The 25,643-nt window shown below is 43.8% G+C and carries 22 protein-coding genes, 2 tRNA genes and 1 pseudogene; 19 read left to right on the plus strand and 6 right to left on the minus strand.

The window, feature by feature from the left end:
- Positions 1 to 15 precede the first annotated feature (15 nt).
- The 3 genes from PCAR9_RS02040 to rsgA form a co-directional block, all read right to left on the minus strand.
- On the minus strand, positions 16 to 891 hold the full coding sequence (locus tag PCAR9_RS02040) for a DMT family transporter (RefSeq protein WP_179982197.1): 876 nt from the start codon (positions 889 to 891) through the stop codon (positions 16 to 18).
- A 3-nt stretch (positions 892 to 894) separates the two neighbouring features.
- Positions 895 to 1,872 (minus strand): archaetidylserine decarboxylase, encoded by a 978-nt coding sequence (gene asd, locus PCAR9_RS02045; RefSeq protein WP_179982198.1) that lies wholly within the window; start codon positions 1,870 to 1,872, stop codon positions 895 to 897.
- 280 nt (positions 1,873 to 2,152) lie between these two features.
- A complete protein-coding gene (rsgA, locus tag PCAR9_RS02050; RefSeq protein ID WP_179982199.1) occupies positions 2,153 to 3,196 on the minus strand; it encodes a small ribosomal subunit biogenesis GTPase RsgA in 1,044 nt (347 codons plus the stop codon).
- Positions 3,197 to 3,282: 86 nt separating this feature from the next.
- Between rsgA and orn the strand changes: the two genes are divergently transcribed.
- From orn to ilvN, 10 genes and pseudogenes are all read left to right on the plus strand, one after another.
- Positions 3,283 to 3,828 carry an oligoribonuclease gene (gene orn / locus PCAR9_RS02055; RefSeq protein WP_012517056.1) on the plus strand — a complete coding sequence of 182 codons (546 nt, stop codon included), beginning with the start codon at positions 3,283 to 3,285 and terminating at the stop codon, positions 3,826 to 3,828.
- Between the two features lie 101 nt (positions 3,829 to 3,929).
- Positions 3,930 to 4,005: transfer RNA gene (locus tag PCAR9_RS02060), tRNA-Gly, on the plus strand.
- Between the two features lie 53 nt (positions 4,006 to 4,058).
- A tRNA-Gly gene (locus tag PCAR9_RS02065) sits at positions 4,059 to 4,134 on the plus strand.
- A 465-nt stretch (positions 4,135 to 4,599) separates the two neighbouring features.
- On the plus strand, positions 4,600 to 5,385 hold the full coding sequence (locus PCAR9_RS02070; RefSeq protein WP_179982200.1) for a hypothetical protein: 786 nt from the start codon (positions 4,600 to 4,602) through the stop codon (positions 5,383 to 5,385).
- Between the two features lie 472 nt (positions 5,386 to 5,857).
- Positions 5,858 to 8,328: pseudogene (locus PCAR9_RS02075) on the plus strand (TonB-dependent receptor).
- A 92-nt stretch (positions 8,329 to 8,420) separates the two neighbouring features.
- Complete coding sequence (locus PCAR9_RS02080) at positions 8,421 to 9,992, plus strand: tetratricopeptide repeat-containing sulfotransferase family protein (RefSeq protein ID WP_179982201.1); 1,572 nt, start codon at positions 8,421 to 8,423, stop codon at positions 9,990 to 9,992.
- Positions 9,993 to 10,135: 143 nt separating this feature from the next.
- Positions 10,136 to 10,597: a hotdog fold domain-containing protein gene (locus PCAR9_RS02085; RefSeq protein WP_012517059.1), complete on the plus strand. Its 462-nt coding sequence runs from the start codon at positions 10,136 to 10,138 to the stop codon at positions 10,595 to 10,597.
- A 233-nt stretch (positions 10,598 to 10,830) separates the two neighbouring features.
- A complete protein-coding gene (locus tag PCAR9_RS02090; RefSeq protein ID WP_232091090.1) occupies positions 10,831 to 11,208 on the plus strand; it encodes a MaoP family protein in 378 nt (125 codons plus the stop codon).
- Positions 11,209 to 11,480: 272 nt separating this feature from the next.
- Positions 11,481 to 13,199, plus strand: coding sequence for an acetolactate synthase 3 large subunit (locus tag PCAR9_RS02095; protein ID WP_179982203.1), 1,719 nt, complete (start codon positions 11,481 to 11,483; stop codon positions 13,197 to 13,199).
- Positions 13,199 to 13,696: an acetolactate synthase small subunit gene (gene ilvN / locus PCAR9_RS02100; RefSeq protein WP_179982204.1), complete on the plus strand. Its 498-nt coding sequence runs from the start codon at positions 13,199 to 13,201 to the stop codon at positions 13,694 to 13,696. Before PCAR9_RS02095 ends, ilvN begins: the two co-directional genes overlap by 1 nt.
- Positions 13,697 to 13,776: 80 nt before the next feature.
- Here the strand turns inward: ilvN and PCAR9_RS02105 are convergent, their stop codons facing one another.
- Complete coding sequence (locus tag PCAR9_RS02105) at positions 13,777 to 14,838, minus strand: hypothetical protein (RefSeq protein ID WP_179982205.1); 1,062 nt, start codon at positions 14,836 to 14,838, stop codon at positions 13,777 to 13,779.
- 177 nt (positions 14,839 to 15,015) lie between these two features.
- Here PCAR9_RS02105 and tatA point away from each other — a divergent pair, with 177 nt between their 5' ends.
- From tatA to hemB, 7 genes are read left to right on the plus strand one after another with little or no spacing between them, the layout of a single operon-like run.
- Complete coding sequence (gene tatA, locus PCAR9_RS02110) at positions 15,016 to 15,261, plus strand: Sec-independent protein translocase subunit TatA (protein ID WP_232091269.1); 246 nt, start codon at positions 15,016 to 15,018, stop codon at positions 15,259 to 15,261.
- Positions 15,261 to 15,560 (plus strand): Sec-independent protein translocase protein TatB, encoded by a 300-nt coding sequence (gene tatB, locus PCAR9_RS02115; protein ID WP_012517066.1) that lies wholly within the window; start codon positions 15,261 to 15,263, stop codon positions 15,558 to 15,560. The genes tatA and tatB overlap by 1 nt, the downstream gene beginning before the upstream one ends.
- A complete protein-coding gene (tatC, locus tag PCAR9_RS02120) occupies positions 15,561 to 16,316 on the plus strand; it encodes a twin-arginine translocase subunit TatC (RefSeq protein WP_179982206.1) in 756 nt (251 codons plus the stop codon).
- Between the two features lie 25 nt (positions 16,317 to 16,341).
- A complete protein-coding gene (locus tag PCAR9_RS02125) occupies positions 16,342 to 16,896 on the plus strand; it encodes a hypothetical protein (RefSeq protein WP_179982207.1) in 555 nt (184 codons plus the stop codon).
- Entirely contained in the window at positions 16,897 to 17,673 is a 777-nt protein-coding gene (locus PCAR9_RS02130; RefSeq protein ID WP_179982208.1) for a TatD family hydrolase, read from the plus strand. It abuts the gene before it with no gap.
- A 12-nt stretch (positions 17,674 to 17,685) separates the two neighbouring features.
- Positions 17,686 to 19,584 carry a sensor domain-containing diguanylate cyclase gene (locus PCAR9_RS02135; protein ID WP_179982209.1) on the plus strand — a complete coding sequence of 633 codons (1,899 nt, stop codon included), beginning with the start codon at positions 17,686 to 17,688 and terminating at the stop codon, positions 19,582 to 19,584.
- Positions 19,581 to 20,591, plus strand: coding sequence for a porphobilinogen synthase (gene hemB / locus PCAR9_RS02140; protein WP_179982210.1), 1,011 nt, complete (start codon positions 19,581 to 19,583; stop codon positions 20,589 to 20,591). Before PCAR9_RS02135 ends, hemB begins: the two co-directional genes overlap by 4 nt.
- 91 nt (positions 20,592 to 20,682) lie before the next feature.
- On the opposite strand, the gene PCAR9_RS02145 is transcribed toward hemB, so the two are convergent.
- Together PCAR9_RS02145 and rhlB are read right to left on the minus strand one after the other, a co-directional pair.
- Entirely contained in the window at positions 20,683 to 22,194 is a 1,512-nt protein-coding gene (locus PCAR9_RS02145) for a Ppx/GppA phosphatase family protein (protein WP_179982211.1), read from the minus strand.
- Between the two features lie 36 nt (positions 22,195 to 22,230).
- Entirely contained in the window at positions 22,231 to 23,520 is a 1,290-nt protein-coding gene (rhlB, locus tag PCAR9_RS02150) for an ATP-dependent RNA helicase RhlB (RefSeq protein ID WP_179982212.1), read from the minus strand.
- Positions 23,521 to 23,620: 100 nt separating this feature from the next.
- Here rhlB and trxA point away from each other — a divergent pair, with 100 nt between their 5' ends.
- Together trxA and rho are read left to right on the plus strand one after the other, a co-directional pair.
- Positions 23,621 to 23,947, plus strand: a complete 327-nt coding sequence (trxA, locus tag PCAR9_RS02155; protein WP_118490421.1) for a thioredoxin TrxA — start codon at positions 23,621 to 23,623, stop codon at positions 23,945 to 23,947.
- Positions 23,948 to 24,218: 271 nt separating this feature from the next.
- Entirely contained in the window at positions 24,219 to 25,484 is a 1,266-nt protein-coding gene (gene rho / locus PCAR9_RS02160; RefSeq protein ID WP_014948094.1) for a transcription termination factor Rho, read from the plus strand.
- Positions 25,485 to 25,643: the final 159 nt, after the last annotated feature.

Consider the following 25,643-nt stretch of genomic DNA (forward strand, 5'->3'; position numbering starts at 1 on the left):
GTCTCAGAGCGAACGTTACTTATCGTTCGCGCTGTGTAACTTATGCGTGTTGAGCGTTTCATAGACTGACGCCGACGTTATAAGAATTCCGCCTAGCAATGCGCTTAAGCCGGGCTTTTCATTAAGTAAAATTATGGCAAGAAAAACACCGTAAAGCGGCTGCATGCAGGCAATAAGTGAAAATGTCTTTGCCCGTAAGTGACGCAGACTCGCCGCAATCAAAGCATGGGGAAGAGCGGTAAATACAGTGCCTAAAAGCAACAGCATTAGCCAAGAGCTCGTTGACGCCGAGGCTATTTCCGCACTGCCTATTGGCAGCATTAATACACTGATAACCAAAGTTTGCCATGCCATAGCTTGCGCACCGCTGTAGTGCTTAAAATGCTTACGGTGAATTAGGTTTCTAAACGAGTACAAGATGGCAGATGCAATACCGATAAGTACCCCAAGGGTAACATCATTTTCCAATGATATTTCAGGCACAATTAAATAAACACCAATGACTACCGTTAACGTAGATACAATGTCCTGCCACACCAGGCTAACCCGTTCGAAAAAAGGTTCAATAAGCACTGTAATAACAGGAAAGGTAAATAGCGCAATCATGCCAACAGATACGCCAGCATATTGCATTGCGGCAAAATAGGTAACCCAATGTAGCGCCATTAAAAACCCTAGACCAAGAGCGACGCCATAATCTTTTCTGGAATTGAGCTTTATTTTATTTCCGGCCAGTTTCAAAAATGCCAGCAGGGCGATGCAAGCAAATACTGAACGCACTAGCGTAATGTCACTGGCACTAAGTGGTACAAGCCTAGAAAAAAGGGCTGTACCACCTAATAAAATGACCGTGAGGTGAAGCGAAATCAGGCTTTTTTTAACAGCATCCATAAACTAGCTGTCAGCGCCCTCAGATGGTGTTTCTTTTTTTGTTTCACCTGCATCGTCATCGAACTCATCGCTATTTTGCTCAGGCTCTGGCGAAGCAACGTCTTGTGAAGCTATCTCTTGTGAAGATAGTTTTGAAGCCATAGGTTCACCTAGGCGAGTAACCATACCTGGGGCAATATCTTCAAAGTTGATCATGTCTTTTTCAAAACATACCACAATGGTAGAGCCCAGTTTAAAGCGGCCAAGCTCGGCACCTTTTTCAAGGAAAACAGACGCTTCTGTGTCTTTTTCATATGACCAGTGCTGAACGTTTTTACCTGCAGGTGGCGTAACTGTGCCTGCCCAAACGGTCTCAATACTAGCCACAATAGTTGCGCCTACTAGTACCATAGCCATTTTGCCTACAGGTGTATCAAACAGCGCCACAACACGTTCGTTACGTGCAAATAGCCCAGGTATATTTTGTGCCGTAAGCGGATTTACTGAAAACAATTCGCCTGGCACATATAGCATGTCAGTTAGGGTGCCCTCAACTGGCATATGAATTCTGTGATAATCGCGAGGGGCTAGGTAAATGGTAGCAAATTTACCATTTTTAAATGGTGCTGCTACTTCAGGTTTTCCGCCTAACAACGTCGTTAAGCTAAAATCGTGACCTTTGGCTTGGAAGATACTGTCGCTATGAATATCGCCAAACTGACTTACCGTGCCGTCAACGGCGTGGATCAGTACGTCTTCGTTTTCATCAATCGTACGTGCTTCAGGTTTAAGAGGGCGAGTGAAGAACTTATTGAAGCTTCGGTAATGTTCTGGTTTTTCATGCAGCGCTTCAGTCATATCAACATTGTATTGTTTGATAAACAGCTTGATGAAAAAGGTGGTGACGCTACCCATTTCCGCTTGTGCAAGTTTGCCTACAAGGCGTGAAAGCAGGTGCTTGGGTGTAACGTATTGTAAATTAACTTTAAGCCAATCTAACACAAAATATCTCCGTTTCTTTTATGCAAACAATAACGCATTGCATAGATAACGTTATTGTATAGTAAGTCGTAGTATTAAGAGCAACTTTAGGGTTATGAGTGCTTACACAAAAGCATAAGCACATGGTTCACACTGCAACATTTTCTTTACTGGCTTAGCCCCGCTACTAAATGTCAGCAGGCTCAATGTCAGCAAGCTCAATGTCAGTAATAAATGATGTGCTTTTTAGACGCTTCTGCTGGTTCGGCGTTTCAGCGATGTCAAAACCCTAGGGCCGTTGTTATGCCCCGGGTGGCTGACTATGGCTAGGGCGCTGCTCTTCCATGGTGGTTAAAATTCTATGGTAGCTATCGAAGCGTTCAGCGCTAATTTTTCCTTCTTCAACAGCTTCTCTTAATATGCAGCCGGGGTCATTTAAGTGCTTGCAGTCTCTGAATTTACAGCCGCCCAAATAATCTCTGAACTCAATAAAGCCCCATGTAATTCTCTCGGTAGGAATATGCCACAGGCCAAATTCACGTACCCCTGGAGAATCAATTAAATCACCCCCAGCCGGTAAATGAAGCAGTTTAGCCGCTGTGGTTGTGTGTTGCCCCAGTCCTGAGTTATCTGAAATGTCACCCGTTAACTCATCCGCGTCTGGCAAAACTTGGTTAATAAGGCTCGATTTACCAACACCCGACTGCCCTACGAAAACGCTGATATTATCGTTAAGGTATTCATTAAGAGTGTTAATCCCTTCGCCAGTTTTGCAGCTGGTAAACAGGACTTCGTAGCCTAGTTTTTCGTAGGTTTTAAGCTGCTCCGTAACGTTTTCGCGCTCTTCATCGCTTAGCAATTCAACTTTGTTGAGCACAATAAGTGGCGTGATACCGATATCTTCACAGGCAACGAGATAGCGGTCGATTATGTTCAATGAAAGGGTAGGTAAAATAGCGCTTACTACAATGATACGGTCAATATTCGCGGCAATGGGCTTAATACCGTCGTAATAATCAGGGCGAGTAAGAACAGAATGCCTGTCTTTTACAATTTCGATGACTCCGCTTACACCCGACTCGGCGTCATCCCCTTTACTGAAAAACACCTTGTCTCCGCACACTACAGAGTCAACGGTACGGCGAATGTGGCAACGGGATACGTCGCCATTGGCATCTTCAACGTCGGCGTGTTTTCCAAAGCGGCCAATCACAGTACCGCTTTCTAACGTACTTTCATCAAGGTTCGCTGCGCCTTTAGAGGTGTGCTTTTCACGCAAGCGCTTGCTTCTGTTTGCTGCAACTTGTCGTTTCTGTCGTTGTGTAAGTTTTGGTTTTTTCGCCACGATTCTTTTCTAGTTTCACGTATACTATGTCAATAATACCGTTTGTAGGGCATGGTTGCCATGTCTGTAGCGCAAAGAGGAAAGTAATGAGTAAACACGACAGTAACCTTGTTTGGATAGACATGGAAATGACAGGGTTAGATCCTGAAACCTGTGTAGTAATGGAAATTGCGACCATTGTTACAGATGCACAACTTAACATATTGGCTGAAGGCCCCGTAATAGCGGTACATCAAAGTGATGACGTACTAAACAATATGGACGAGTGGTGTACACGCGTTCACGGAGAAAGTGGGCTAACCGCGCGTTGCCGAGAAAGTAAGATAAGCGTAGAAGAAGCATCGGCGCAGACCATAGCCTTTTTAGAGCAGTGGGTAGATGCAGGTAAATCGCCGCTGTGTGGAAACACCATTGGGCAAGACAGACGCTTCATGGTGAAGTACATGCCCGAGCTTGAAGCCTACTTCCACTATAGAAATATTGATGTAAGTACAATAAAAGAGCTAACGCGCCGCTGGAAGCCTGAAGTTTTAGACGGTTTCGAAAAGAAAGGTGTACATCTAGCGCTAGATGATATTCGCGAGTCTATTGAAGAAATGCGCTATTATCGAGAGAAAGTGTTTACGATTTAAGCATTCGAGCATCGAGGTGCAAAAAAAGTAGAATTAAAGGTTGCGTTACCCCAAAATTTTTGTAAAATGCGCACCACTTCAAACGAAGTACCTCTTTTGTTGCGGGAATAGCTCAGTTGGTAGAGCACGACCTTGCCAAGGTCGGGGTCGCGAGTTCGAATCTCGTTTCCCGCTCCAAATTTAAATCTGAATCTAATCAGATATCAAAAGATGCACAGCATCGACTCTATGCGGGAATAGCTCAGTTGGTAGAGCACGACCTTGCCAAGGTCGGGGTCGCGAGTTCGAATCTCGTTTCCCGCTCCAAATTTTCAAACATCACGAAAATCTAAACATTAGCAGATGTATCGATGCGACCCCTTAATGGGCCCGCGACCGAGTGTCGGCCATTGCTTCGCAACGAGTTCAAATCTGTTTCCCGCTCCAAATTTTCAAACATCACGAAAATCTAAACATTAGCAGATGTATTGATACGACCCCTTAAAGGGCCCGCGACCGAGTGTCGGCCATTGCTTCGCAACGAGTTCAAATCTGTTTCCCGCTCCAAATTTTAAAACCTCACGAAAATATAAACATTTACAGATGTATTGATGCGACCCCTTGATGGGCCCGCGACCGAGTGTCGGCCATTGCTTCGTAACGAGCTCAAACCTGTTTCCCGCTCTAAATTTTTTCTTCAGTATTCATATCTCATAATCGCAGTTACTTTGTAAGCGATAGCTATCTGAACTTTCTGCTTTGTTAATGCTCAACTACTAGGTGCTTTTATGGATGGATGCATTAATGGTCGAGCCAAGGATTGATAGATATGAGCTTAAAAGAAGCTGTTTTACTCAAATAAGCCTGCCAAACGCTTCTGCTCTCGGTGCGTTTATACTTTCTCTAGGTACCAATGGGGCATTGTTACTCGCGTTGGCATTCACCACAGAAAACCAGTCTGTAAGTAAGCAACACTTTCCACCCGTATTATTAAAAGCAGTATTAGTAACGCCAACGACTGCCCCTCAAAAGACCGAGATTGATTCAGAAACAGTGAATGAGAAAGGTAGTGACCTAGAACATAGCGCTGCCATTGAAAACACTAAAAAGGGTGAGCAAGTATCGAGCGCTAGCAAAGTGGTTGGCAAACCTAAAGAACCACAGAAACTTTTGGTAAAAGAACCTTCACCACAATTTAAAGCAAGAACAGAAGAAACCAAGGTTAAAATTCGGGATGCCACACAAGATTATATCAATCGTTTGAACGCACAACGATTGCATGACATCGCTAATCAATCACCTTCAAACAAAACCCATTCGAATGTGAAAAGAAACCCTAAGCTTTCTAACTCCTTCAATACTGAAAACGAAGACTTTCTAAAAAGCATCGAAATAGTCGTTGATTGCAGTTCAATAAAAGGGAAGTTATTTAGCGCCCTCAGTAAAAATAAGGGAGTAACGATTGAGGATCGCGACTTTCCTCCTTCACCCGGCTCTACAACCGTCCAGGGAACTGTAAAGTGTAGGGATAACAGTCGCTTCAATGATTATATTAATCGTCGACTAAATAACGAATGATTTTCTAAGTTTCTCGTTTACATCACATTATTCTCTGGTTCTGGATATTAATTCCAACGCCTTTGCATCAAAATGGTGCACTTGTGGTTGGGTTGTAGATTAAAGTCTATAACTAATTGAAATGTAGTTTAAAAAACCATTGTTTTGTGAGTTCTTATACAGTGCGCTTGCCTCTTCTTGTGTCATTTTTTGAGATTAATTGCACTTTAAATGAATAAATACCCTGTTTTTATCTGGCTTTTACCGGTTTTTATATTAGAATGCGCGCAAATTCCGGCACGTATTCTGCTGAGCTATAGGCTCTAGACCTTTTTCAGCGAATAGTAACGATAGATAAGAGTAAGGCGACCAAGAACGAGCCGGTACGCATAATTACCCAATTCACGCTAGAAACACTCAATCAGAAGGACTCTGTTATTCCAACGGAATGGGCTAGTGACTTTTTAGTAATGTCCATTTAAAGAGAGAGAACATGCAGAGTAAAAGTGCTCCTTTTCATATTTCCGCTGTAGCAGGCGCAGTACTAGCCGCTTGCTCAAGCCAAGGCGCATACGCCCAAACGGTTGCAGTAGACGAAAAACAAATTGAAAAAGTAGAAGTAACCGCAACGCGCAGAAGTGGCACTCTTCAGGAAGTGCCTATTAATATTTCTGCACTAACATCTGACGTGTTAGACCAACAGAATATTGAAGATCTTGACGGCGTAGCCCGATGGGTACCTGGTCTTACTGTGACAGATCAGGGCGGGCGGAACGATTCTCCAATTATCGTACGTGGTCTAAATACTAATTCATCAGGACCTGGTTCAAATGGGGGCACCGTAGCCACTTATTTTGGTGACATTCCTCTTTTCCTAAACATGCGTCTTGTCGACGTGGATCGGGTTGAAGTTCTTATTGGGCCGCAAGGTACGCTTTATGGGGCCGGAACTTTAGGTGGCGCTATTCGCTACCTTCCGAAGAAAGTTGACCTAGAGTTTATGTCTGGTGAAGTAACGGGTGATGTGTTCAGCATTAGCGAAAGTGACTCGTTAGGCGGGGAAAGCAGTATTGTCTTTAATGCACCTATTATTGATGGTGAATTAGCGGTACGTGCGTCACTAAACTATTTCAATAACCCTGGCTTCCTTGACTACAACTATGTAGTAAAAGAAGGCGGTGTATCACTGCCTGACCCAGACTGGTCTAACGAAGAAGAAGTAAATAGCAACTTAAAGCAGGTTGAAGATGCAAATGGCGAAGACACGCTAACCGGTCGTATTGCAGTGCGTTGGGCGCCAAACGAATGGTTTGACAGCACTTTGACTTACTTCTATCAAAAGCAAGACGTTGAAGGCCGTTCTATTACCCACTACGACTCACTTTCCTCTGAAAATCCTTTGAGCGAAGTTATTGGTGAGTATGAGTCAGCGTATCGTTATGAAGAGCCTCGCGAAAAAGAAGACGAACTTTTGAGCTTAGAAATGAGTGCCGATTTGGGCTTTGCTGAATTAGTGTCTGCAACAGGCTTGTCTAACTTTAATGCAAACGGCCAGCGTGACCAAACAGACTTGTTAATTCGCTTAGACTATAGCTATGAAGAATTTCCAGCATTCTCTGCTTACACCGAAGAAGAATCTGAACGCGAAGTCTTTACACAAGAGCTTCGCCTAATTTCGCAAACGGACGGCCCTCTTTCTTGGATTGTTGGTGGTTTTTATTACGATTTAGACAGTGAAGGCAGCAGTAAAGAATTTACGCCTAACTTTGATGTTATGCTATCGAAGTGTGGGGCGTAGAGGGTAACTACCGCCCTGACTCGCTTGAATACTTTTCAGTAGACGAAAGTGAGGTTACTGAAAAGGCCCTATTCGGTGAACTTACTTACGAGTTAACAAGAGACTGGGACGTAACATTAGGTCTGCGCGCATACCAATATGATGTCTATTCGCGTTCGGCAGTAGATTTACCGCTTTATAATTCTGTATTTGAAAGCCGAGCGTCTGATTCTATTGTGCTAGATTTTGGTGAGACAGAGGCTGACGATAGTGGCACGTTATTTAAGTTCAACACGAGCTATCAATTTACCGCTAGTACTATGGGTTATTTGACCATCAGTGAAGGCTTTAGAATTGGTGGCGCGAATAGCGTTGGTGCTTGCCCTGATAATGTTGACGATCTTAATAACCAAATAGTTTGTGCTACGCCTGACGAGCAACTCTATGAGGCAGACACCACTACTAACTACGAGCTAGGCGTTAAAACCAGTTTCTTTAAAAATAAGCTTCAATTAAATACGGCGCTATTCTATGTTGACTGGCAGGACCCACAGGTATCTGGGGCAACAGTTAATGGTCAGCAGCCTATTATTGTTAACGCAGAGGGTGCAGAGTCGAAAGGAGCTGAGTTCTCGGTGCGTGGTATTATCGGCGACAATATCACGACTTATGCAACATATGCCTACACAAAAGCTGAGTTAACAGCCGACGCACCTTTCTTATTCGGCGTGTTCGATGACCAAGGTACAGAGCTTCAAGATTTCTACGATGGTAAAGAGGGTGATCGTTTACCAGGAACGGCAGAGCATCAGTTTTCATTCGGTATTACTTACAGCCAAGAAGTATTTGACGATAAAATGCTAAACGTAAACTACGGTATCACTGCGCAAAGCGATGTGTATACCACTGTTGGTCTTCGCCAAGATGGTGAAGCGCTACCTGGCTATGCTGTAAGTAATCTAAACGCCACTATTTCAGATGAAGACTGGTCGGTAACGCTTTATATCGACAACTTATTTGATAAGTATGCATTTACTTCTACTCGTCGTAACGTAGGTGATATAGGTTTAGGTCAATTTAACGACACCCTAGAACCTAATGGTACTGAAATACAGCGAAACTATGGTCATTATGTGTTAACGCCGCGTACCGTAGGATTGATGTTTAAGTATCAATTTGGCATGTAGTATAGTTACTGCTGTACGATACAATATGGGGCGCTTACGCTTAACGTGTAAGCGCCTTTTTTGTTTAATAACGGTTTAAATACAGATAAACAATGAATACAAGCCAAACTCGCTTAGACGATGCCGTTAGGTTCTTAACACAACGAGATTTTAAGCAAGCACACCGCTGTTGCGTTGAAGTGATTCAACAATACGGGCCGCATGCCCATGCCTATTTTTTACTTGGCATTATTCATATTGAAATTGGCCAAATAGAAAAGGCAATTGCCTTGTTAACTAAGTCTAACGAGATAGAAAAACGTCCAATTACTTTTGCCTATCTAGCGAAATGTTTTGCACTAAAAGGCGATATGCAGCAAGCGCTTGAGTTTGTATCGTGTGCGCCAGTAGATAGCCTAACTCGTGCCCTCGACTTAGATACCGTTGGCGTTTCACTGTCTCGAGTCGGCCTACATGAAAAGGCTATCGCTTATTTTGAAAAAGCACTTACGCTAGCGCCAGCGAATCCGCAATACCACTACAACTATGCTGTCAGCTGCAAGTTTGCAGGGAAATTTGAACTAGCAAGAAAACACTTTGAAAAAGCCATAGATAGCGAACCTCATTTTTTTCAGGCTCATTTTGCCCTGTCTGATCTTGGCGGTGTTTCAGCTGAAAATAATCATCTAGCACGACTTGAACCCCTAGTTAAAAGGGTAGAGAAAAATTTTGATGCGCGTCTTCATATAGGGCATGCGCTTGCCAAGGAGTATGAAGCTATAGGTGATTACAGGCGTGCTTTCGACGCGCTAAACCACGCGAAAGCACCCCAAAGGGCTCGTAGCGAAAGTACACTGAAAGATTATCAGGCAATATTCAGTACTCTTCATAGTAATCTGCAGGCACAGGTAAACTCCGTTTCCTTTTCTAGCAGTGGTTCACAAAGCGACGCTCCAATTTTTGTTGTAGGCATGCCGCGCAGCGGCACAACGTTAGTTGAGCGGATATTAAGTCATCATTCGTTAGTTGCCTCTGGAGGAGAGCTACAAGATTTTGGCGTTGCTGTTAAAGAGGTAACTCAAACTAGCAGTCAACTAGTGCTCGATAAGCATACTATCGAAAGGGCATATGAATGCGATCTTGCTAAAGTTGGAGAGCGCTATCTTCAGCGTACGGCTTTCTTGCGACAAAATTCAAAACACCTAGTCGACAAACTGCCGTTTAACTTCTTTTATATCGACCTAATACGGCAGGCTCTACCTAACGCGAAAATAGTGTGCTTATTGCGAGATCCTATGGATACTTGCGTGGGTAATTTTAGACAATTGTTTTCTATCCATAGCCCTTATTACGCCTATGCTTACGACCTTGATGTCATAGGAAAGCTGTATCAAAGTTTCGAAAAATGGGTGAGAAAATTTGCTGAAACTTACCCAGATGCTATTCGCCTGCAGTCATATGAGCAACTTGCTCAGCACCCAGAAACTGAAGTTAAAGAGCTATTGGCGTATTGCAATCTACCTTGGGAAGAACAATGTTTGCGTGTTGAAAATAACAAGCTTCCGGTATCAACAGCCAGCAAAGTTCAGGTAAGAGAGCCAATAAATACTCGTCCAATTGGACGCTGGAAGCGCTATGCCTTATACACCGAAGCATTACAGAAGTCTTTAGGTATTAATGATTAGAAAAATACAGATTCATTTGCAACGTATAAAAGTAACGATTATGTTAACGTTATACCTACTGGTCTAACCAGGTGAGCGTGAAGTCGGTGCGTTATCATCGTGCTTCTGAATTAGTACTTTCTAGAAAAGCGGCGTTAAATACTATGTCAAAGAACTACGTACTCAATACTTATAATAAATTCCTTAAACTGCCCTTTGGCAAAAAGCTGTTTAGCTGGTATTCGGCGCGCAGAGCACCTTATTTCTCAACAGTTTCACCACTTATTACAGACATTAAACCTAACTACTGTGAAGTGCTTATTAAAAAGCGCAAAGGGGTAGAAAACCACATTGGCACGGTTCACGTTATCGCGATTTGTAATGGTTTAGAAATGGCCATGGGCTTTATGTGTGAAGCATCAATTCCTAAAAACCTTAGGTGGATCCCAAAAGGTATGGAAGTGAAATACCCAGCAAAAGCAGACTCAGACATTCGCTGTGTCGCCGAAGTGCCAGCAGATGCGTGGAAGCCTGGCGATTTACCTATTTCAGTTAAGGCGTACAACGCTGAAGGCACAGTGGTTGTAGATGGTACTATTACGGTTTGGGTAAGCGAAAAACGCTAAACTATGTCGTGTTGTTTGAAGGTCGCTTTTGCGGCCTTTTTTTTATGTCAGCTTTAAAACACAATATTAAGTTTTTACGACACGCTTATTTCTAATTGACAGTATTCAAAAACACATCTAAGAATAACGTGGTAAGCGATTAAGGCGCTATATCGGAAGTCTATTTCATTCAACTATTAGCTGGCAGCCCTCTATTTATGTAACACGAGGGGGCCGCAATGAAAGAGGTTAAGATGTCTGTAATCACAAAAGAAAAAATCACCAGAAAACCCTTCGCAGATAAGAAAAATTACCCCTACGGCTTTGCGCGTTCAGGAGATTTTTCAATTAACGAGAGCAAGCTTTTGCAAAGTCACGGAAGCTTGTTTGCTGCACTGGTAGACGGAAAGATCACGCCGGAAAACGACGAAGAACAAGCCTATTTAGAGTCGGCTCTCGGCCATCGCGAGCCCGCAACGCCTCAAGAAAAAGCGTGGTTAAAATACCAAGCACGAATCAATAGACCAAAGACCGCTAGCATTTATGGCTCTAAGCGCCCATCTTCAGAAGAGGTTGACGATGATGAAGATATAAGCGATAACAGTGACATTGATATTAGCCTCGATGATTAAGGCTTTGCCTTCATTTACAAGCGGTAGATAAAGGCGCTTTCTTTTCGCACGTCATTTTATTGTTCACGCTGTTAATATTATGTAAATAATTATCCTATTTTTCGTCAATTTAATACTAGCGGCGAAATATTTATCCTAATTATTACGAATATTGGGATATATATCTCACTTTTACGCAATTTGGTGTTTTATCTTCCTATTACCTTAGATATAGTCGGGGCATCGTCAACGTACGCTGACAAACCCCCCAACCCATTACAGGAGAAAGCACTGTGAAAATGATGTCGGGCGCAGCCATGGTGGTTGAAGCGCTAAAAGATGTAGGAGTGACACACGTGTTCGGTTACCCAGGTGGTGCCGTACTAGACATTTATGATGCGTTATTTGCGCAAGATGATGTCAAACACGTCCTCGTACGTCATGAACAGGCAGCCGCCCACATGGCGGATGGTTATGCACGTTCAACTGGCAAAACCGGCACAGTGCTCGTCACATCAGGTCCAGGCGCAACGAATACTATTACAGGTATTGCTACTGCGTACATGGACTCTATCCCGATGGTAATCTTATCGGGACAGGTGCCGTCGAAGCACATTGGTGAAGACGCATTCCAAGAAACTGACATGGTAGGGTGCTCGCGTCCTATCGTTAAGCACAGCTTCTTGGTTAAGCGCGCGGTTGATATTCCAGAAGCGATTGCTAAAGCCTATTATATTGCTAACACTGGCCGTCCTGGTCCGGTGGTTGTAGATTTGCCAAAAGATATTGTTAACGTAGCGGAAGAGCACCCTTATGTGTATCCAACTGACGTTACCATGCGTTCTTATAATCCTACCGAAAAGGGCCACCCTAAGCAGGTTAAGAAAGCGGTTGAGTCGCTACTTAAAGCAGAACGTCCAGTATTATATGTAGGTGGTGGTGCAGTAGCTTGCGACGCGTCAGAAAAAGTTATTGAGTTAGCTGAAAAGCTAAATGCTCCGGTAACTTGTACGCTGATGGGTCTTGGCGCTATGCCGGGAACACACAAGCAATTCATTGGTATGCTTGGTATGCATGGTACACTTGAAGCGAACAAAACCATGCACAATGCCGACTGTATCATTGCGCTAGGTGCACGTTTTGATGACCGTGTTACCAACAACGTTGATAAATTCTGCCCTCATGCAGACATTATCCACGTTGATATTGACCCTGCATCAATTTCTAAGACCGTAAATGCGCATATTCCTGTAGTAGGTTCGGTAGATAAAGTACTTGATCAAATTTTAAGCCAGGTAAATAAGAAAGATTTATCAGGTCAAAGTGAAAAGCTCGCCGATTGGTGGCAGCAGATAGAAACATGGCGTTCTCGTGAGTGCTTGAACTACGCACAAGGCGAAGAAACTATTAAGCCACAGCGCGTTATTGAAGCCTTGTATAAGCATACCGATGGTAAAGCCTATGTCAGCTCTGATGTAGGTCAGCACCAAATGTTTGCTGCGCTTTATTACCCTTATGATAAACCGCGTCAATGGATTAACTCAGGTGGCCTTGGCACTATGGGCTTTGGTTTACCTGCGGCGATGGGCGTGCAGTTTGCCCACCCAGGCTCAACCTCTGTGGTAGTAACAGGTGATGGCAGTATTCAAATGAATATTCAAGAGCTGTCTACTTGTTTGCAGTACAACTTGCCTATCAAGATTATCTCACTGAATAACCGTGCTCTTGGTATGGTTCGTCAATGGCAGGATATGATCTATAAAGGGCGTCACTCACACTCGTATATGGATTCAATGCCTGACTTTGTGAAGTTAGCAGAAGCTTACGGGCACGTAGGCATTAAAGTAGACAAGCTCGAAGAGCTAGATGCAGCAATGGAGAAATGTTTCAGCTACACAGATCGCTTAGTGTTTATGGACATAGCAGTAGACCAAAACGAACACGTATATCCAATGCAAATTAAGTTTGGCGCAATGGATGACATGCGCTTAAGCAAGACGGAGCGAACCTGATGAAACGTATTATCTCTGTATTAATGGAAAACGCCCCTGGCGCACTATCTCGTATCGTTGGTGTATTCTCACAACGTGGTTATAACGTTGACTCACTATGTGTGGCACCGACTGACGACGAAAGCCTTTCACGTTTGACCATCATTACTCACGGCGACGACAAGGTTATCGAGCAGATCACTAAGCAGGTAAACAAGCTTATTGATGTGCTAAAGGTCGTGGATCTTACTGAAGGTACGCATATTGAGCGTGAGCTTATGCTGATTAAAGTCGCTACCCGCACAGAGTCGGTACGCGCTGAAGTGAAGCGGAATTCTGATATTTTCCGTGCGCGTATTGTAGATGTGAACGTAAACAACTACACCATTGAAATTACTGGTACTACAGATAAGTTAGATGCGTTTGCAGCAACTATGGGGCAATGCGCTGAAATTATCGAGTCATCACGCACTGGTGTTTGTGGCCTAGCTAGAGGTGATAGGGCGCTTCGTCCTTAAATGATGCTCTGAATTTTCGCGCAAAGCGTTTTTTCAAAAGGCTGTCATTAGACAGCCTTTTTTCATTTTAGGGAATGTCCCTAAGTATCGCGCCCATAATAGGCTTCAACGCGCAAAGCTAAGCCATACGAGGTTTTGAAGTCCTCATCACGCAGCCATAATACAAAAGGCTCTACTTCAAAGAAAAGCCAATCGCGCAGCATGTTGTTACGCCATCTAAACCCGCCGTAAATTTCTTCTACGCGATAGTTAGGTTGGCTCAACCCCTCTACCATTAAATGGGGTATAACAGCGTTGTGTTGATCCACTGAAAACAAATGATGTACTTCGTGGCGCCACAACCAGTCATTCGTATCGTCTCGAAAATAAAAACGGTTATTTTGGCGAATGAGGTGTTTTTTGCTCATCTCGTATTGAAATGCCCAGCCAAGTTCAGCACCTAATCGATCACGGGTATAATAATAAAGCTCTGCGTCATATAGCATGGCCCACTGTTGGGAAAAGGCGAAGGCGTCTTTGTATCGCGTCATGGCATAGAGTTGGTCGCGTCGTCCTGCGCCGACTCTATACGAATAATGTGAATCCTGCTCTGGACGAAACCTTAGTGCAATAGTCGTCCTATCGCGGTCGTTATTTCCGGTATCTCTTGCTGCCCGTATTGTATTGTTCTGCGTTTCGTCTTCATTGTCACTTAATAGTAAATCAACGCGCTCTTTTAAAGCAGGCAAACGAACGCGAATACGAAAGCGTAAGTCAGTATCTGTAAGCATACTGCTTCTTGGCTCCCATGAGAGTTGAATACGGCCTTCCGCTCTTGCTTCTTTACGTCCTGAAGTGATTGGAAGGCTATCGCTTACAAACAAACCATCGAGCTGCTTTACCGTAAAGTCCATAGTGTCAGTAAAACTGCGCTGCCAAATATCAAACCACTGCTCATTGTCTTGCGCCTGTGAGGCAAACGTTATGTCATCCTTCGACGTGACAGAATTTGTAGTGAGGACATGCGAAGGTTTAATGACGTCTTGGTAAGCAGCACTTCTACTGGTCGTGTTTACGGGGTAATTCAACGTGTGCGGGGGATTATTCGACGTAGAGGGGGCAGAGAGCAATAATTGGCAATAGACAACGGTAAGACACAGCATTGCTCACTAACTCCTTGTAAAAATTAGAATAGTTGAATGTATTTACTATTCGCTTTTAAGATATACAGAGAATGTATTGTCGCTGTTAAAACGTCAATCTTTATTCATTCGAGTAAATATTCAGGTGAAAGCATTGGCGGGCAATGGCATACTGTGTACAACGATGTAATGGAGATTATTTTTATGGGTGGTATTAGTATTTGGCAGTTGCTGATCGTACTGGTTATCGTAGTGCTATTGTTTGGTACAAAACGACTTAAAGGTATCGGCACTGACTTAGGCGGCGCAATTAAAGGCTTCAAAAAAGCAGTGAGCGAAGAAGACAAAGACGCCGACTTTGAACAAAAGAAGCAAGTTGAAGAAAAGTCAGCGGCTGAGCCTGTTTCGACAAAAACACAGAGCGACGTTAAAGAAAAATCCTGATGTTTGATATCGGCTTTTGGGAGCTATTGGTAGTAGGCGTTTTGGCACTCCTTATTTTAGGGCCCGAACGACTGCCAGGTGCCATGCGCTCTACTATAAATACAATTCGCAGCGTACGTAATGTAGCAACGGGCTTTAAGCAAGAAGTTGAGCATCAGCTGCGTGTGCATGAATTGCATGAAAACTTGAAAAAAGCAGAGCAGCAAGGCCTTAAAGATCTTTCACCTGAACTTGAACAAAGTGTCGATGAGCTAAAAAAAGCCGCCGAGTCGGTTCAAGAACCATATAAAAAGCAATAAATGTCTGACGCTAACAATCTCATTTCTCATTTAATTGAATTACGCAGCCGTATTCTCAAAGCGCTTTTGAGCGTGCTAATTGTATTTGTGTGTCTTGCCGCTTTCGCTCAAGACCTTTACCAGCTGTTAGCAATGCCTTTACTTGCAACGCTACCTGAAAACTCAAGTATGATTGCAACCGATGTGGCATCGCCCTTTTTCGCGCCTTTTAAACTTACTTTGGTGCTGTCGTTTTTCATAGCTATCCCCTATGTGCTTTATCAAGTGTGGGGCTTTGTTGCGCCGGGCTTATACCGAAATGAAAAACGCCTTGTTGCGCCTCTGCTTTTATCAAGTACCTTACTATTTTATGCCGGTATGGCCTTTGCCTACTTTGTCGTATTTCCTATTGCGTTCGCATTTTTTACCAGCGTGGCGCCCGAAGGAGTAACGGTAAGTACCGATATATCTAGCTACTTAAATTTCGTATTGAAACTGTTCTTCGCATTTGGGGTCTCATTCGAGATACCCATAGCCATTATTCTGATGTGTTGGACTGGCGTCACTGATGCCAAGTCGCTAAGAGCTAAACGTCCGTATGTGGTTGTAGGTGCTTTTGTAGTTGGCATGCTACTGACGCCACCAGATATTATCTCTCAGACTCTGTTAGCGATACCAATGTGGTTGCTATTTGAAGTCGGCGTTATTGTAGGTGGCTTTTATGCGGGTAAAAAGCCAAAAGAAGAAGAGTCAGAAGAAGTTACTGACAATACATAAAAGTTATAAAGAGCAAGGAATAAGAATGAAAACTCGACTGATATCTATTGCCACATTATTGTGTGCTTTTGGGGCGCTTAACGTTCACGCTGAAACTGTAGCTGATGCTATGGAAAAGTGCCGCAACACAGACAATAGCTTAAAGCGTCTCATTTGTTACGACAATATTGCTAAATCGCTGAATCAATATGGTGGCACAGATGCAGCTGTCAGCCAACTGCAAGCGTATAAGTCGCAGCCAGTTGCTAAACCAAGATTACAGGCTGAGCCGAATAAACGTCCTGCTGTCAGCGAACCTACTACCGTACAAAAGCCTGAGAATGATTTTGGTCTAGAGCATAGACGGGATTTAACTGCCGAAGCCTCAGAAATTTCACTCACTATCGCATCGTTTAAAGACTCTCTTCGAGGCAAAAAGATTATTACGTTCAGCGATGGCTCAGTGTGGCAGCAAAGCGATAGTGCTTACTTGAAGATAGAAGAAGGTCAGCAAGTATCAATTGAAAGAGGCCTGCTAGGGTCATTCTTTTTAAGCGTAGAAGGTGTTAACAAACGCATGAAAGTGAAGCGCGTTAAGTAAATGCCTTGGTTCGACGCAGGCGTCAATCTGCTTGACAAGCGTTTTGACGCCGAAGAAGTCATACAACGTGCGCAAGACGCCGATGTTGATAAACTGTGTGTCATTACCACTCATCCCAATGAGTGGGATGCCGCGGTAGCGCTTTATAAAAAGTACCCTGATCAGTGCTGTTTTACCATTGGTGTACACCCTCATAACGCGAAAGATATCACTGAAAGCGACTATGACCGTCTACGTGAGCTTGCTCAACATAAAGGGTGTGTGGCTATAGGTGAGTGCGGGTTAGACTTTAACCGTAATTTTTCACCTCAAGATGTACAGTTAACGGTTTTTGAAGCGCAGTTAAAATTAGCTACGTCATTAAACTTACCCGTGTACTTACATGAAAGAGACGCCTTTGACGAGCAAATTGGCTTGTTGACCCAGTATATGCCGAAATTGAAAGGGGGAATTGCCCACTGCTTTACTGGTACGGCTGAACAGGTAAAAGCGTATGTGTCATTAGGTCTTTATATCGGTATCACAGGGTGGGTATGTGATGATAAGCGCGGCGCTGACTTACGTGATGCTGTAAACCATATACCGCTGAACAAGCTTATCCTTGAAACTGATGCCCCATATTTATTTCCAAAAACACTTCGCCCGCGTAAACGCAATAATGAACCTGCTTTTTTACCCCATATCGCTCAGCAATTAGGCGAATATCTGCAACTTGACACTGATAAATTGCGTATTAGCAGTTATGCTAATAGCTGTGAGTTGTTTTCTCTCAGCTAAACATAGGTTTATATGCAGACAAATCTAAAAGCGATGCGCAAGTATGATGCGGGTCTCATTCTTATCACTGCCCTTGCCGTCGTAGCATTTGCCATAGTTCTGCTTAACCTTTCACCAGCCTCAAGCCTGTCCCCTCGGTTTTCACAGTTAACCTATCTAAAAGAAACTCAAGGGACGACGCTTGATTTCAATAGTGTTGTTCAAACACCAACAAGCGAATGGACGCAAGTCTCGTCTCCAGTGAATTTAGGGATGAACACCGATGTGCACTGGTTTTCAATGGTAGTTGAGCCAACGAAAAGCAGCCAAAGCCGGTTTCTCTTACATATTGACTATCCGCTTTTAGATAATCTGGATGTAGCGGTATATAGCCAAGTAGGCACTAGACCCATTGTGACTTACTCTAGCGGCGATGGACAAAGCTTTGATGATAGACCCATTGCGCACGTCAAACCCTTGTTCCCCTTACCTGACAGTCGGCAGTCTCAGCGCATCATTATTAAACTGCAAACATCGGGCAGCGTTCGCCTTCCCATTCGTATTTGGGAAGAGACAGAGTTTATAGAATACACATCAACAAGAAACTTGGTATTAGGCATCTTTTTTGGCGTTTTGCTAGCAATGGGCGTGAGTAACGCGTTTTTAACTGTCACGACAAAAAACGTGTCGTTTCTGTTTTATTCGGGTTATGTAATCAATCTAGCGTTTATTTTAATGACGCTTCATGGTTATGGCTTTTCTTATATTTGGCCCACAAATATTTGGTTTCAGAGCAAAGCAATTATCGTATTTGCAAACGCTACTATAATGTTTGCGGCGCTATTTACTCGTAGTCTTCTGCCCATTAAAAATTACAGTAACAAACTCGATAGCGTGACCAAAGCTATTGGTTGGGTTTGCGGCTTGAGCATTGTTGCAGGTCTTGTTCTGCCTTATTGGCTAATGATAAAAGCGTTTCTTTTAGTATTAAGCCTTGTTGTCATTTTTATCCTAGCTCTGGGGGTGTGGCTGTCGCTTAAGCGAGAAGCCGTAGCGCGCTATTTTACAATTGCTTGGGGCTTTCTATTAATTAGCGGGCTGTGTGCAAGTTTAGATAATGTGAATATTATTCAGCTACCTATTTCGTCTAATGACTTATTAGTTATAGGTGGAACCGTTGAAACCTTAATATTAGCGCTTATTCTGGCGATTAATTACAGCCACAGTCGTGACGACTTGATAGATGCACAGCAGTTTGCCCTTGAACAAGAAAAACAGGCGAATACCGCTAAGGAAAATCTGTTGGAGGTGCAAAAGCGCTACCAAGACGATCTTGAATATAAAGTTCAGGAGCGAACGCTCGAGTTAGAAATAACACTGCGTGAGCTTTCCGATGTGAATCAAGAGCTAGAACGACTTAACGCAATAGACCCGCTTACAGGGGCCCATAACCGCCGCCACTTTGATAAGCGATTGCGGTCGGAGGGAAGGCGCAGCCGTCGCGAGCAAACGCCTTTATCACTGATCATTGTTGACGTGGATCACTTTAAAAAAATTAACGACGAATACGGACACGACGGCGGAGATGCGTGTTTAATTCACGTCACAAATGTCTTTCAAAAACTCATCCATCGCCCAACAGATGATTTGTGTCGCATAGGTGGTGAAGAGTTCGCCATTATATTGCCTAATACCGATTTGAGCGGCGCATACCACGTTGCTGAGAATATTCGACATAGCTTAGAAAACAGTCCACTTGAATACGAGGGACAAATGATTAAGCTAACCGCCAGCGCAGGTGTTTCTACAACCATAATCGCGGATGAAGAGCACGCGCAAAGTTTATTTAAATATGCTGATGACTGCCTGTACGAAGCGAAAGCTTCAGGGCGAAACACAGTAATACACAAACATTTACAGGAAAAACTATGACGTCTTCACCTTTCCCTCTCCGTCGTATGCGTAGACTACGTGCCAAAGATGCGTTAAGAGGGCTTGTGGCAGAGCACAGGCTAACTACGGATGATTTAATCTACCCCGTTTTTGTGTTGCCTGGTGATAACGCAAGGGAAGCCGTACCCTCTATGCCTGGTGTTGAAAGACTTTCTATTGATTTGCTGGTTCAAGAAGCCGCAAATTGGGTAACATTGGGTATTAGAACTATTGCACTTTTCCCTGTAACACCTATGTCCCTTAAAACCGAATGTGCCAGTGAGGCATTTAATCCTGATGGCCTTGCTCAACAAGCTATGAGGGCGCTTAAAAAGGCGTTCCCTGAAGTCATGCTGATGTCTGATATTGCATTAGACCCTTTCACGTCTCATGGACAAGATGGCCTTCTAGATGAAACGGGTTATGTGATGAACGACGAAACCGTTGAGGTTCTCATCAAACAAGCTTTGTCACATGCCGATGCTGGTGCTGACATTGTGGCACCTTCTGACATGATGGATGGCCGCATTGGCAGCATTCGTAAGGCACTTGAAGAGGCAGGCCATATCAACACATGTATTATGGCTTACTCGGCTAAATACGCATCGGCTTACTATGGTCCATTCCGTGATGCCGTCGGCTCTGCCGCAAACATCAAGGGCGGCAATAAGAAAACCTATCAGATGGACCCTGCAAATACCGATGAGGCGCTTCATGAAATTGCTCTTGATATAGAAGAGGGCGCAGACATGGTAATGGTGAAGCCCGGCATGCCTTATTTAGATGTTGTACGACGCTGCAAAGACGAATTTAAAGTGCCGACGTTTGCCTACCAAGTAAGTGGCGAATACGCCATGCATCAAGCTGCCTTTGCTAACGGTTGGCTAAACGAAGAAGCAGTAATTTTAGAGTCTTTACTTGCATTTAAACGCGCTGGAGCAGATGGTATTTTAACCTATTTTGCACCTAAAGCAGCAGAGTTGCTAGCAAAGCAAAATGGTAAATAGACATTAAAATTAAATGGCATTGAATTGCGTGTGCCAAAGAAAAGCCGTGCTTAGCACGGCTTTTTTAATTATAGAATAAAGATGTAAGTATTTACTTACATACAAGCTCGCACCCAGCTTTGTGCTGTAGCCAGCACTCGTTAGCTAACTCAGCATTAATTAAAGGGTGAGACTTTAACCAGCCTTCAGGGAAAGTAAGTGTCCACTTACTGTTATCACATTGTAGCGAAACTTCTGGAATATGTTTGTTTTGGCGGCGCAGGCATAAGACTACCGCTATGCGCAATACTCGAAGCATGCCTTTTAGCATAGGGCGATAGTCTTCGTGGTACTTATCAAAAATTTCGGCATTAATCGTTAAACGATGCTGCGCAACAAGGTCGCGAATTGCTGATCGCTGCAAGCGAGTAAACCCCGGTAAATCGATATGACTCAGAATATATTCACCGTGTTCATGATGGCGTTTATATTCAATATGAAGACCAATTTCATGCAACTGTGCAGCGGCCCCTAAAATAGTTTCCGTATCTAGATGGCAAATATTTTGTTGAGCACAAAGCTGGTGGCATAAAGCTAGCGCCACGTGGCGAACAGAATTAGCGTGGTTTTTATCAACGTGATAACGCTGCTTTGCTTGGTTGAGCGTTTGTTGGCGTCTATCGTTTTCAGTAACGTTATCTAACATCCCGTAGATAAGCCCTTCGCGCAATGCCCCGCCAGATATATTCATATGTTTGATATTCAGCGCTTCAAACAAGCTGATAAGAATCGCCAACCCAGAAGGGAAAATAGCTTTTCTATTATCTTCTAATCCGTCGATATCAAGGCTTTTAATACTGCCGCATTCGATGCACTGCTTTTCCAAGTGATACAGATAATCTAAACGAATGGCATCGCTGATACCCTGCGCTACCAAAATTTCGGTAATCGCTTGCGGCGTCCCCGACGCACCTAAGCAATTTTCCCAGTCGAAACACAAAAAAGCGCTTGATACATCATCAATCAATGCATGGGCCGCTTTTTTGGCATTAATAAAGTTCTCTTCGGTTATGGTACCGCCTGTGAAATAACGCTCCATAAAAGTCACACAGCCCATATCCAAACTCTTCAAGTGGATAGGCTGCATGTCGTTACCGATAATAATTTCGGTGCTGGCACCACCAATATCAATGACTAGGCTGTTACCTTGGTTTGCAGATGTATAGGCTACCCCTAGGTAAATTTGTCGCGCTTCTTCCTCGCCACTTATCACGTTGAGCTTGTGATTAAGTATTTCTTCAGCTTTGCGGATGAAAACATGGGCGTTGGTCGCAAGACGTAGGGTAGCAGTAGCGACTATTTTGATATTAGATGAAGGGATATCTTGCAGACGTTCCGAGAAAACTTGCAGACATTGCCAGCCGCGCTCCATGCTCACGTCATCAAGTGATAAGTCATCGTCTAAGCCAGCGGCTAAACGTACTTTTTGTTTAATTTTCCCTATTATTTGCACACTGCCGTTAACAACGTGAACAATCACCATATGAAAGCTGTTAGAGCCTAAGTCTACGGCAGCATAATACTCGCCGTAGGTTTGTGCATCGTGCTGAAGTTCTGCCTGCATAAAATCTCGTTTCTTATTAACTACCCTTACGCCTTATTATTGCGCTCTGCTGTTTCTGTTTTGAGGCTTGCCACGGCCTCTACCGTTACCACGGCGTGAAGAGTTGCGGTTGTTGGGCGTGCGTCTTCTACGTGGCTTGGGCGGCGTTACATCATCAAGCAGGGCACTGCGGTCGTAATCGGTAACCGGAATTGCTTTTTGAATGTATTGCTCGATAGCAGGTAAGTTTAGTGCGTATTTCTCACATGCAAAACTAATTGCGACACCGCTTTGACCTGCGCGACCAGTACGGCCTATTCGGTGCACATAGTCTTCCGCATCGTCAGGGAGGTCATAGTTAAATACGTGAGTAACCGCGTCAATATGGAGGCCTCGCGCTGCAACGTCAGTTGCTACCAAGATATCAAGGTTACCCTTGGTAAAGCCCTCTAAGATCCCTAGGCGCTTTTTCTGCGGTACATCACCGCTTAGTAAGCCTACGCGATGTCCATCAGCGGTAAGCCAGTCGGTGACTTTTTCACAGCTATTTTTAGTGTTGGCAAAAACAATCGCTTTTTCTGGCCACTCTTCTTCAAGTAACGTAAGAAGAAGCAACATCTTGTCATCGTCAGAAGGGTAAAATAGCTCTTGTGAAACGCGAGTCGCCGTGGTTTGTTCCGGGGCAACCTGAACATGAGTCGGGTTATTCATATGCTCATAGGCAAGTTCTTGTACGCGATAGCTTAGCGTAGCTGAAAACAGCATGCTTAGGCGGTCGCTTGCTGGTGGCATACGGCGGAATAAAAAGCGGATATCTTTAATAAAGCCTAAATCGAACATTCGGTCGGCTTCATCAAGTACGGCAACCTGAATATTATTCAGAGTAAACACATTCTGTTTATAGTAATCAAGAATGCGTCCCGTCGTACCAATTATAATATCCACCCCTTCTTCCAAAGTTTCACGTTGACTTTGGTAACCTTCGCCCCCATAAATCAAACCAAGCGACAATCCGGTATGCTCACTAAGCAGTTTGGCGTCGTTATAAATTTGAACGGCGAGTTCTCTGGTCGGCGCCATAATAATTGCGCGAGGGCCATTTGATTTGCTGTTATCTGCATTTTCTGCTTTGCTTAGCAAATAGTGAAATGTAGCCACCAAAAAGGCAATGGTTTTACCGGTTCCTGTTTGAGCTTGACCTGCAATGTCGTGACCTTCCAATAATGGAGGCAGTGCAAGTGCTTGAATTGGTGTACAATGTGAAAAATTAGCTGCCGCTAAGGCGTCAACAACCTTGCCGTTAATCGGCAGGTCGGAAAAATGAGTATCAGTTAAGTGAGTAGGCATAGCTTATAGCTTATCAGTGCTTGCATTAAAAAACAGTTTCTATATAACACTTATGGTCGGGCTGAGACAAATCAGCGACAGACCAATAATGGAGAAAAGAATGAGCGACAAAATTATCCAGTTATCTGACGATAAATTCGAAGCAGATGTTATCAATGCTGAAGGTCCTGTACTGGTTGACTTCTGGGCCGAATGGTGTGGCCCGTGTAAAATGATCGCACCAATCTTAGAAGAAGTTGCGACCGAGTTTGAAGGCAAGTTAACAGTTGGCAAGTTGAATGTCGATGAAAATAACGAAACTCCACCTAAATATGGTATTCGTGGTATTCCTACATTGCTACTTTTCAAAAACGGTAACGTTGCTGCCACTAAAGTTGGCGCGCTATCAAAAGCTCAATTAACAGAATTCCTAAACGAAAATCTGTAATTGAAACAAAATAAAAAACCGGTGCGAATAAAGCACCGGTTTTTATTTGCATCACAGGTACTTACAAATTGTTTTAGAAAAGGGCATATCAATTTATTTAACATTTCGGTGGTAAAACGCTGGACGTTGATTAAATATAGTGCTAACTTTTCCTCAGCGCTCATCCGAGCAGCATTCTGCTTACGCCCACATCCGGGTGATATCAAATCTAAACTAGAACAGAGTGACTTTAAGTCCTGTAAGCGAAGTTCAAGCACAAAGACCCACCAGTATGAATTTAACTGAATTAAAGAACAAACCAATAAGCGAGTTGGTTAACCTGGCCGAGGAAATGGGCCTGGAAAACATGGCGCGCGCCAGAAAACAAGACATCATTTTCTCAATCCTAAAGACACACGCAAAAAGCGGTGAAGATATCTTTGGTGATGGGGTACTAGAAATTTTACAGGACGGTTTCGGCTTCTTACGCTCAGCTGACTCTTCGTATCTTGCAGGGCCAGACGATATCTATGTATCGCCAAGCCAAATCCGACGCTTCAATTTGCGTACAGGTGATACGATTGCTGGAAAAATTCGTCCACCGAAAGACAGTGAACGATATTTCGCTCTGTTAAAAATTCGCGAAGTTAACTTCGACAAGCCTGAAAACTCACGTAATAAAATTCTTTTTGAAAACCTTACACCGCTTCACGCAGCAGACCGCTTGCGTATGGAACGCGGCAACGGTTCAACGGAAGATATCACGGCACGTGTCCTAGATTTAGCATCGCCAATCGGTAAAGGTCAACGTGGTCTTATCGTAGCACCACCTAAAGCCGGTAAAACCCTTCTTCTTCAAAACATTGCTCAGTCAATTGCTGCTAATCACCCAGATTGTGAGTTAATGGTATTGCTTATCGATGAGCGTCCAGAAGAAGTTACAGAGATGCACCGCCTTGTTCAGGGTGAAGTTGTTGCATCGACCTTCGATGAACCAGCAAGCCGTCACGTACAAGTGGCAGAAATGGTAATTGAAAAAGCGAAGCGTCTTGTAGAGCATAAAAAAGACGTGGTTATCTTGCTTGACTCAATCACTCGATTGGCGCGAGCATACAACACGGTAATTCCTTCATCAGGTAAAGTACTTACCGGTGGTGTTGACGCAAACGCACTACACAAGCCTAAGCGCTTCTTCGGTGCTGCACGTAACGTTGAAGAAGGCGGAAGCTTAACCATTATCGCAACAGCGCTAATTGATACCGGCTCTAAGATGGATGAAGTTATCTACGAAGAGTTTAAAGGCACAGGTAACATGGAACTTCACCTTAACCGCAAGATTGCGGAAAAACGTGTATTCCCAGCTATCGACTTTAACCGCTCAGGTACCCGTCGTGAAGAGCTACTTACTGCGCAAGACGAACTACAGAAAATGTGGATTCTTCGCAAAATTGTTCACGAAATGTCTGAAATTGATGCCATGGACTTCCTTATCAGTAAGCTGTCGATGACTAAGACTAACGATGAGTTCTTTGACGCAATGCGTAGACAAAAGAGCTAATCGCGACTTAGCAATAAGTTGATATATACATCAGGCGCCTCATGGCGCCTTTTTTGTTTCCCAGATTACTCAGTGGCTTACCTTATACTTCCGTCTAATATTCACGGCTGGGCGAATGGGGTATTTTCAAGTGCCTGCTAATTCTATGCTGCAATTGTA

This window comes from Alteromonas macleodii (genome assembly GCF_903772925.1).
Classification (GTDB): Bacteria; Pseudomonadota; Gammaproteobacteria; order Enterobacterales; family Alteromonadaceae; genus Alteromonas; species Alteromonas macleodii_A.

Coding starts and splice junctions, on each gene's coding strand:
- PCAR9_RS02090 (WP_232091090.1), top strand. CDS start 10,831: ATGTCTGTAATCACAAAAGAAAAAATCACCAGAAAACCCTTCGCAGAT.
- PCAR9_RS02080 (WP_179982201.1), top strand. CDS start 8,421: ATGAATACAAGCCAAACTCGCTTAGACGATGCCGTTAGGTTCTTAACA.
- PCAR9_RS02130 (WP_179982208.1), top strand. CDS start 16,897: ATGCCTTGGTTCGACGCAGGCGTCAATCTGCTTGACAAGCGTTTTGAC.
- PCAR9_RS02070 (WP_179982200.1), top strand. CDS start 4,600: ATGGATGCATTAATGGTCGAGCCAAGGATTGATAGATATGAGCTTAAA.
- PCAR9_RS02145 (WP_179982211.1), bottom strand. CDS start 22,194: ATGCAGGCAGAACTTCAGCACGATGCACAAACCTACGGCGAGTATTAT.
- tatC (WP_179982206.1), top strand. CDS start 15,561: ATGTCTGACGCTAACAATCTCATTTCTCATTTAATTGAATTACGCAGC.
- hemB (WP_179982210.1), top strand. CDS start 19,581: ATGACGTCTTCACCTTTCCCTCTCCGTCGTATGCGTAGACTACGTGCC.
- trxA (WP_118490421.1), top strand. CDS start 23,621: ATGAGCGACAAAATTATCCAGTTATCTGACGATAAATTCGAAGCAGAT.
- PCAR9_RS02085 (WP_012517059.1), top strand. CDS start 10,136: ATGTCAAAGAACTACGTACTCAATACTTATAATAAATTCCTTAAACTG.
- PCAR9_RS02105 (WP_179982205.1), bottom strand. CDS start 14,838: ATGCTGTGTCTTACCGTTGTCTATTGCCAATTATTGCTCTCTGCCCCC.
- PCAR9_RS02135 (WP_179982209.1), top strand. CDS start 17,686: ATGCAGACAAATCTAAAAGCGATGCGCAAGTATGATGCGGGTCTCATT.
- rho (WP_014948094.1), top strand. CDS start 24,219: ATGAATTTAACTGAATTAAAGAACAAACCAATAAGCGAGTTGGTTAAC.
- rhlB (WP_179982212.1), bottom strand. CDS start 23,520: ATGCCTACTCACTTAACTGATACTCATTTTTCCGACCTGCCGATTAAC.
- tatB (WP_012517066.1), top strand. CDS start 15,261: ATGTTTGATATCGGCTTTTGGGAGCTATTGGTAGTAGGCGTTTTGGCA.
- orn (WP_012517056.1), top strand. CDS start 3,283: ATGAGTAAACACGACAGTAACCTTGTTTGGATAGACATGGAAATGACA.
- PCAR9_RS02040 (WP_179982197.1), bottom strand. CDS start 891: ATGGATGCTGTTAAAAAAAGCCTGATTTCGCTTCACCTCACGGTCATT.
- ilvN (WP_179982204.1), top strand. CDS start 13,199: ATGAAACGTATTATCTCTGTATTAATGGAAAACGCCCCTGGCGCACTA.
- PCAR9_RS02125 (WP_179982207.1), top strand. CDS start 16,342: ATGAAAACTCGACTGATATCTATTGCCACATTATTGTGTGCTTTTGGG.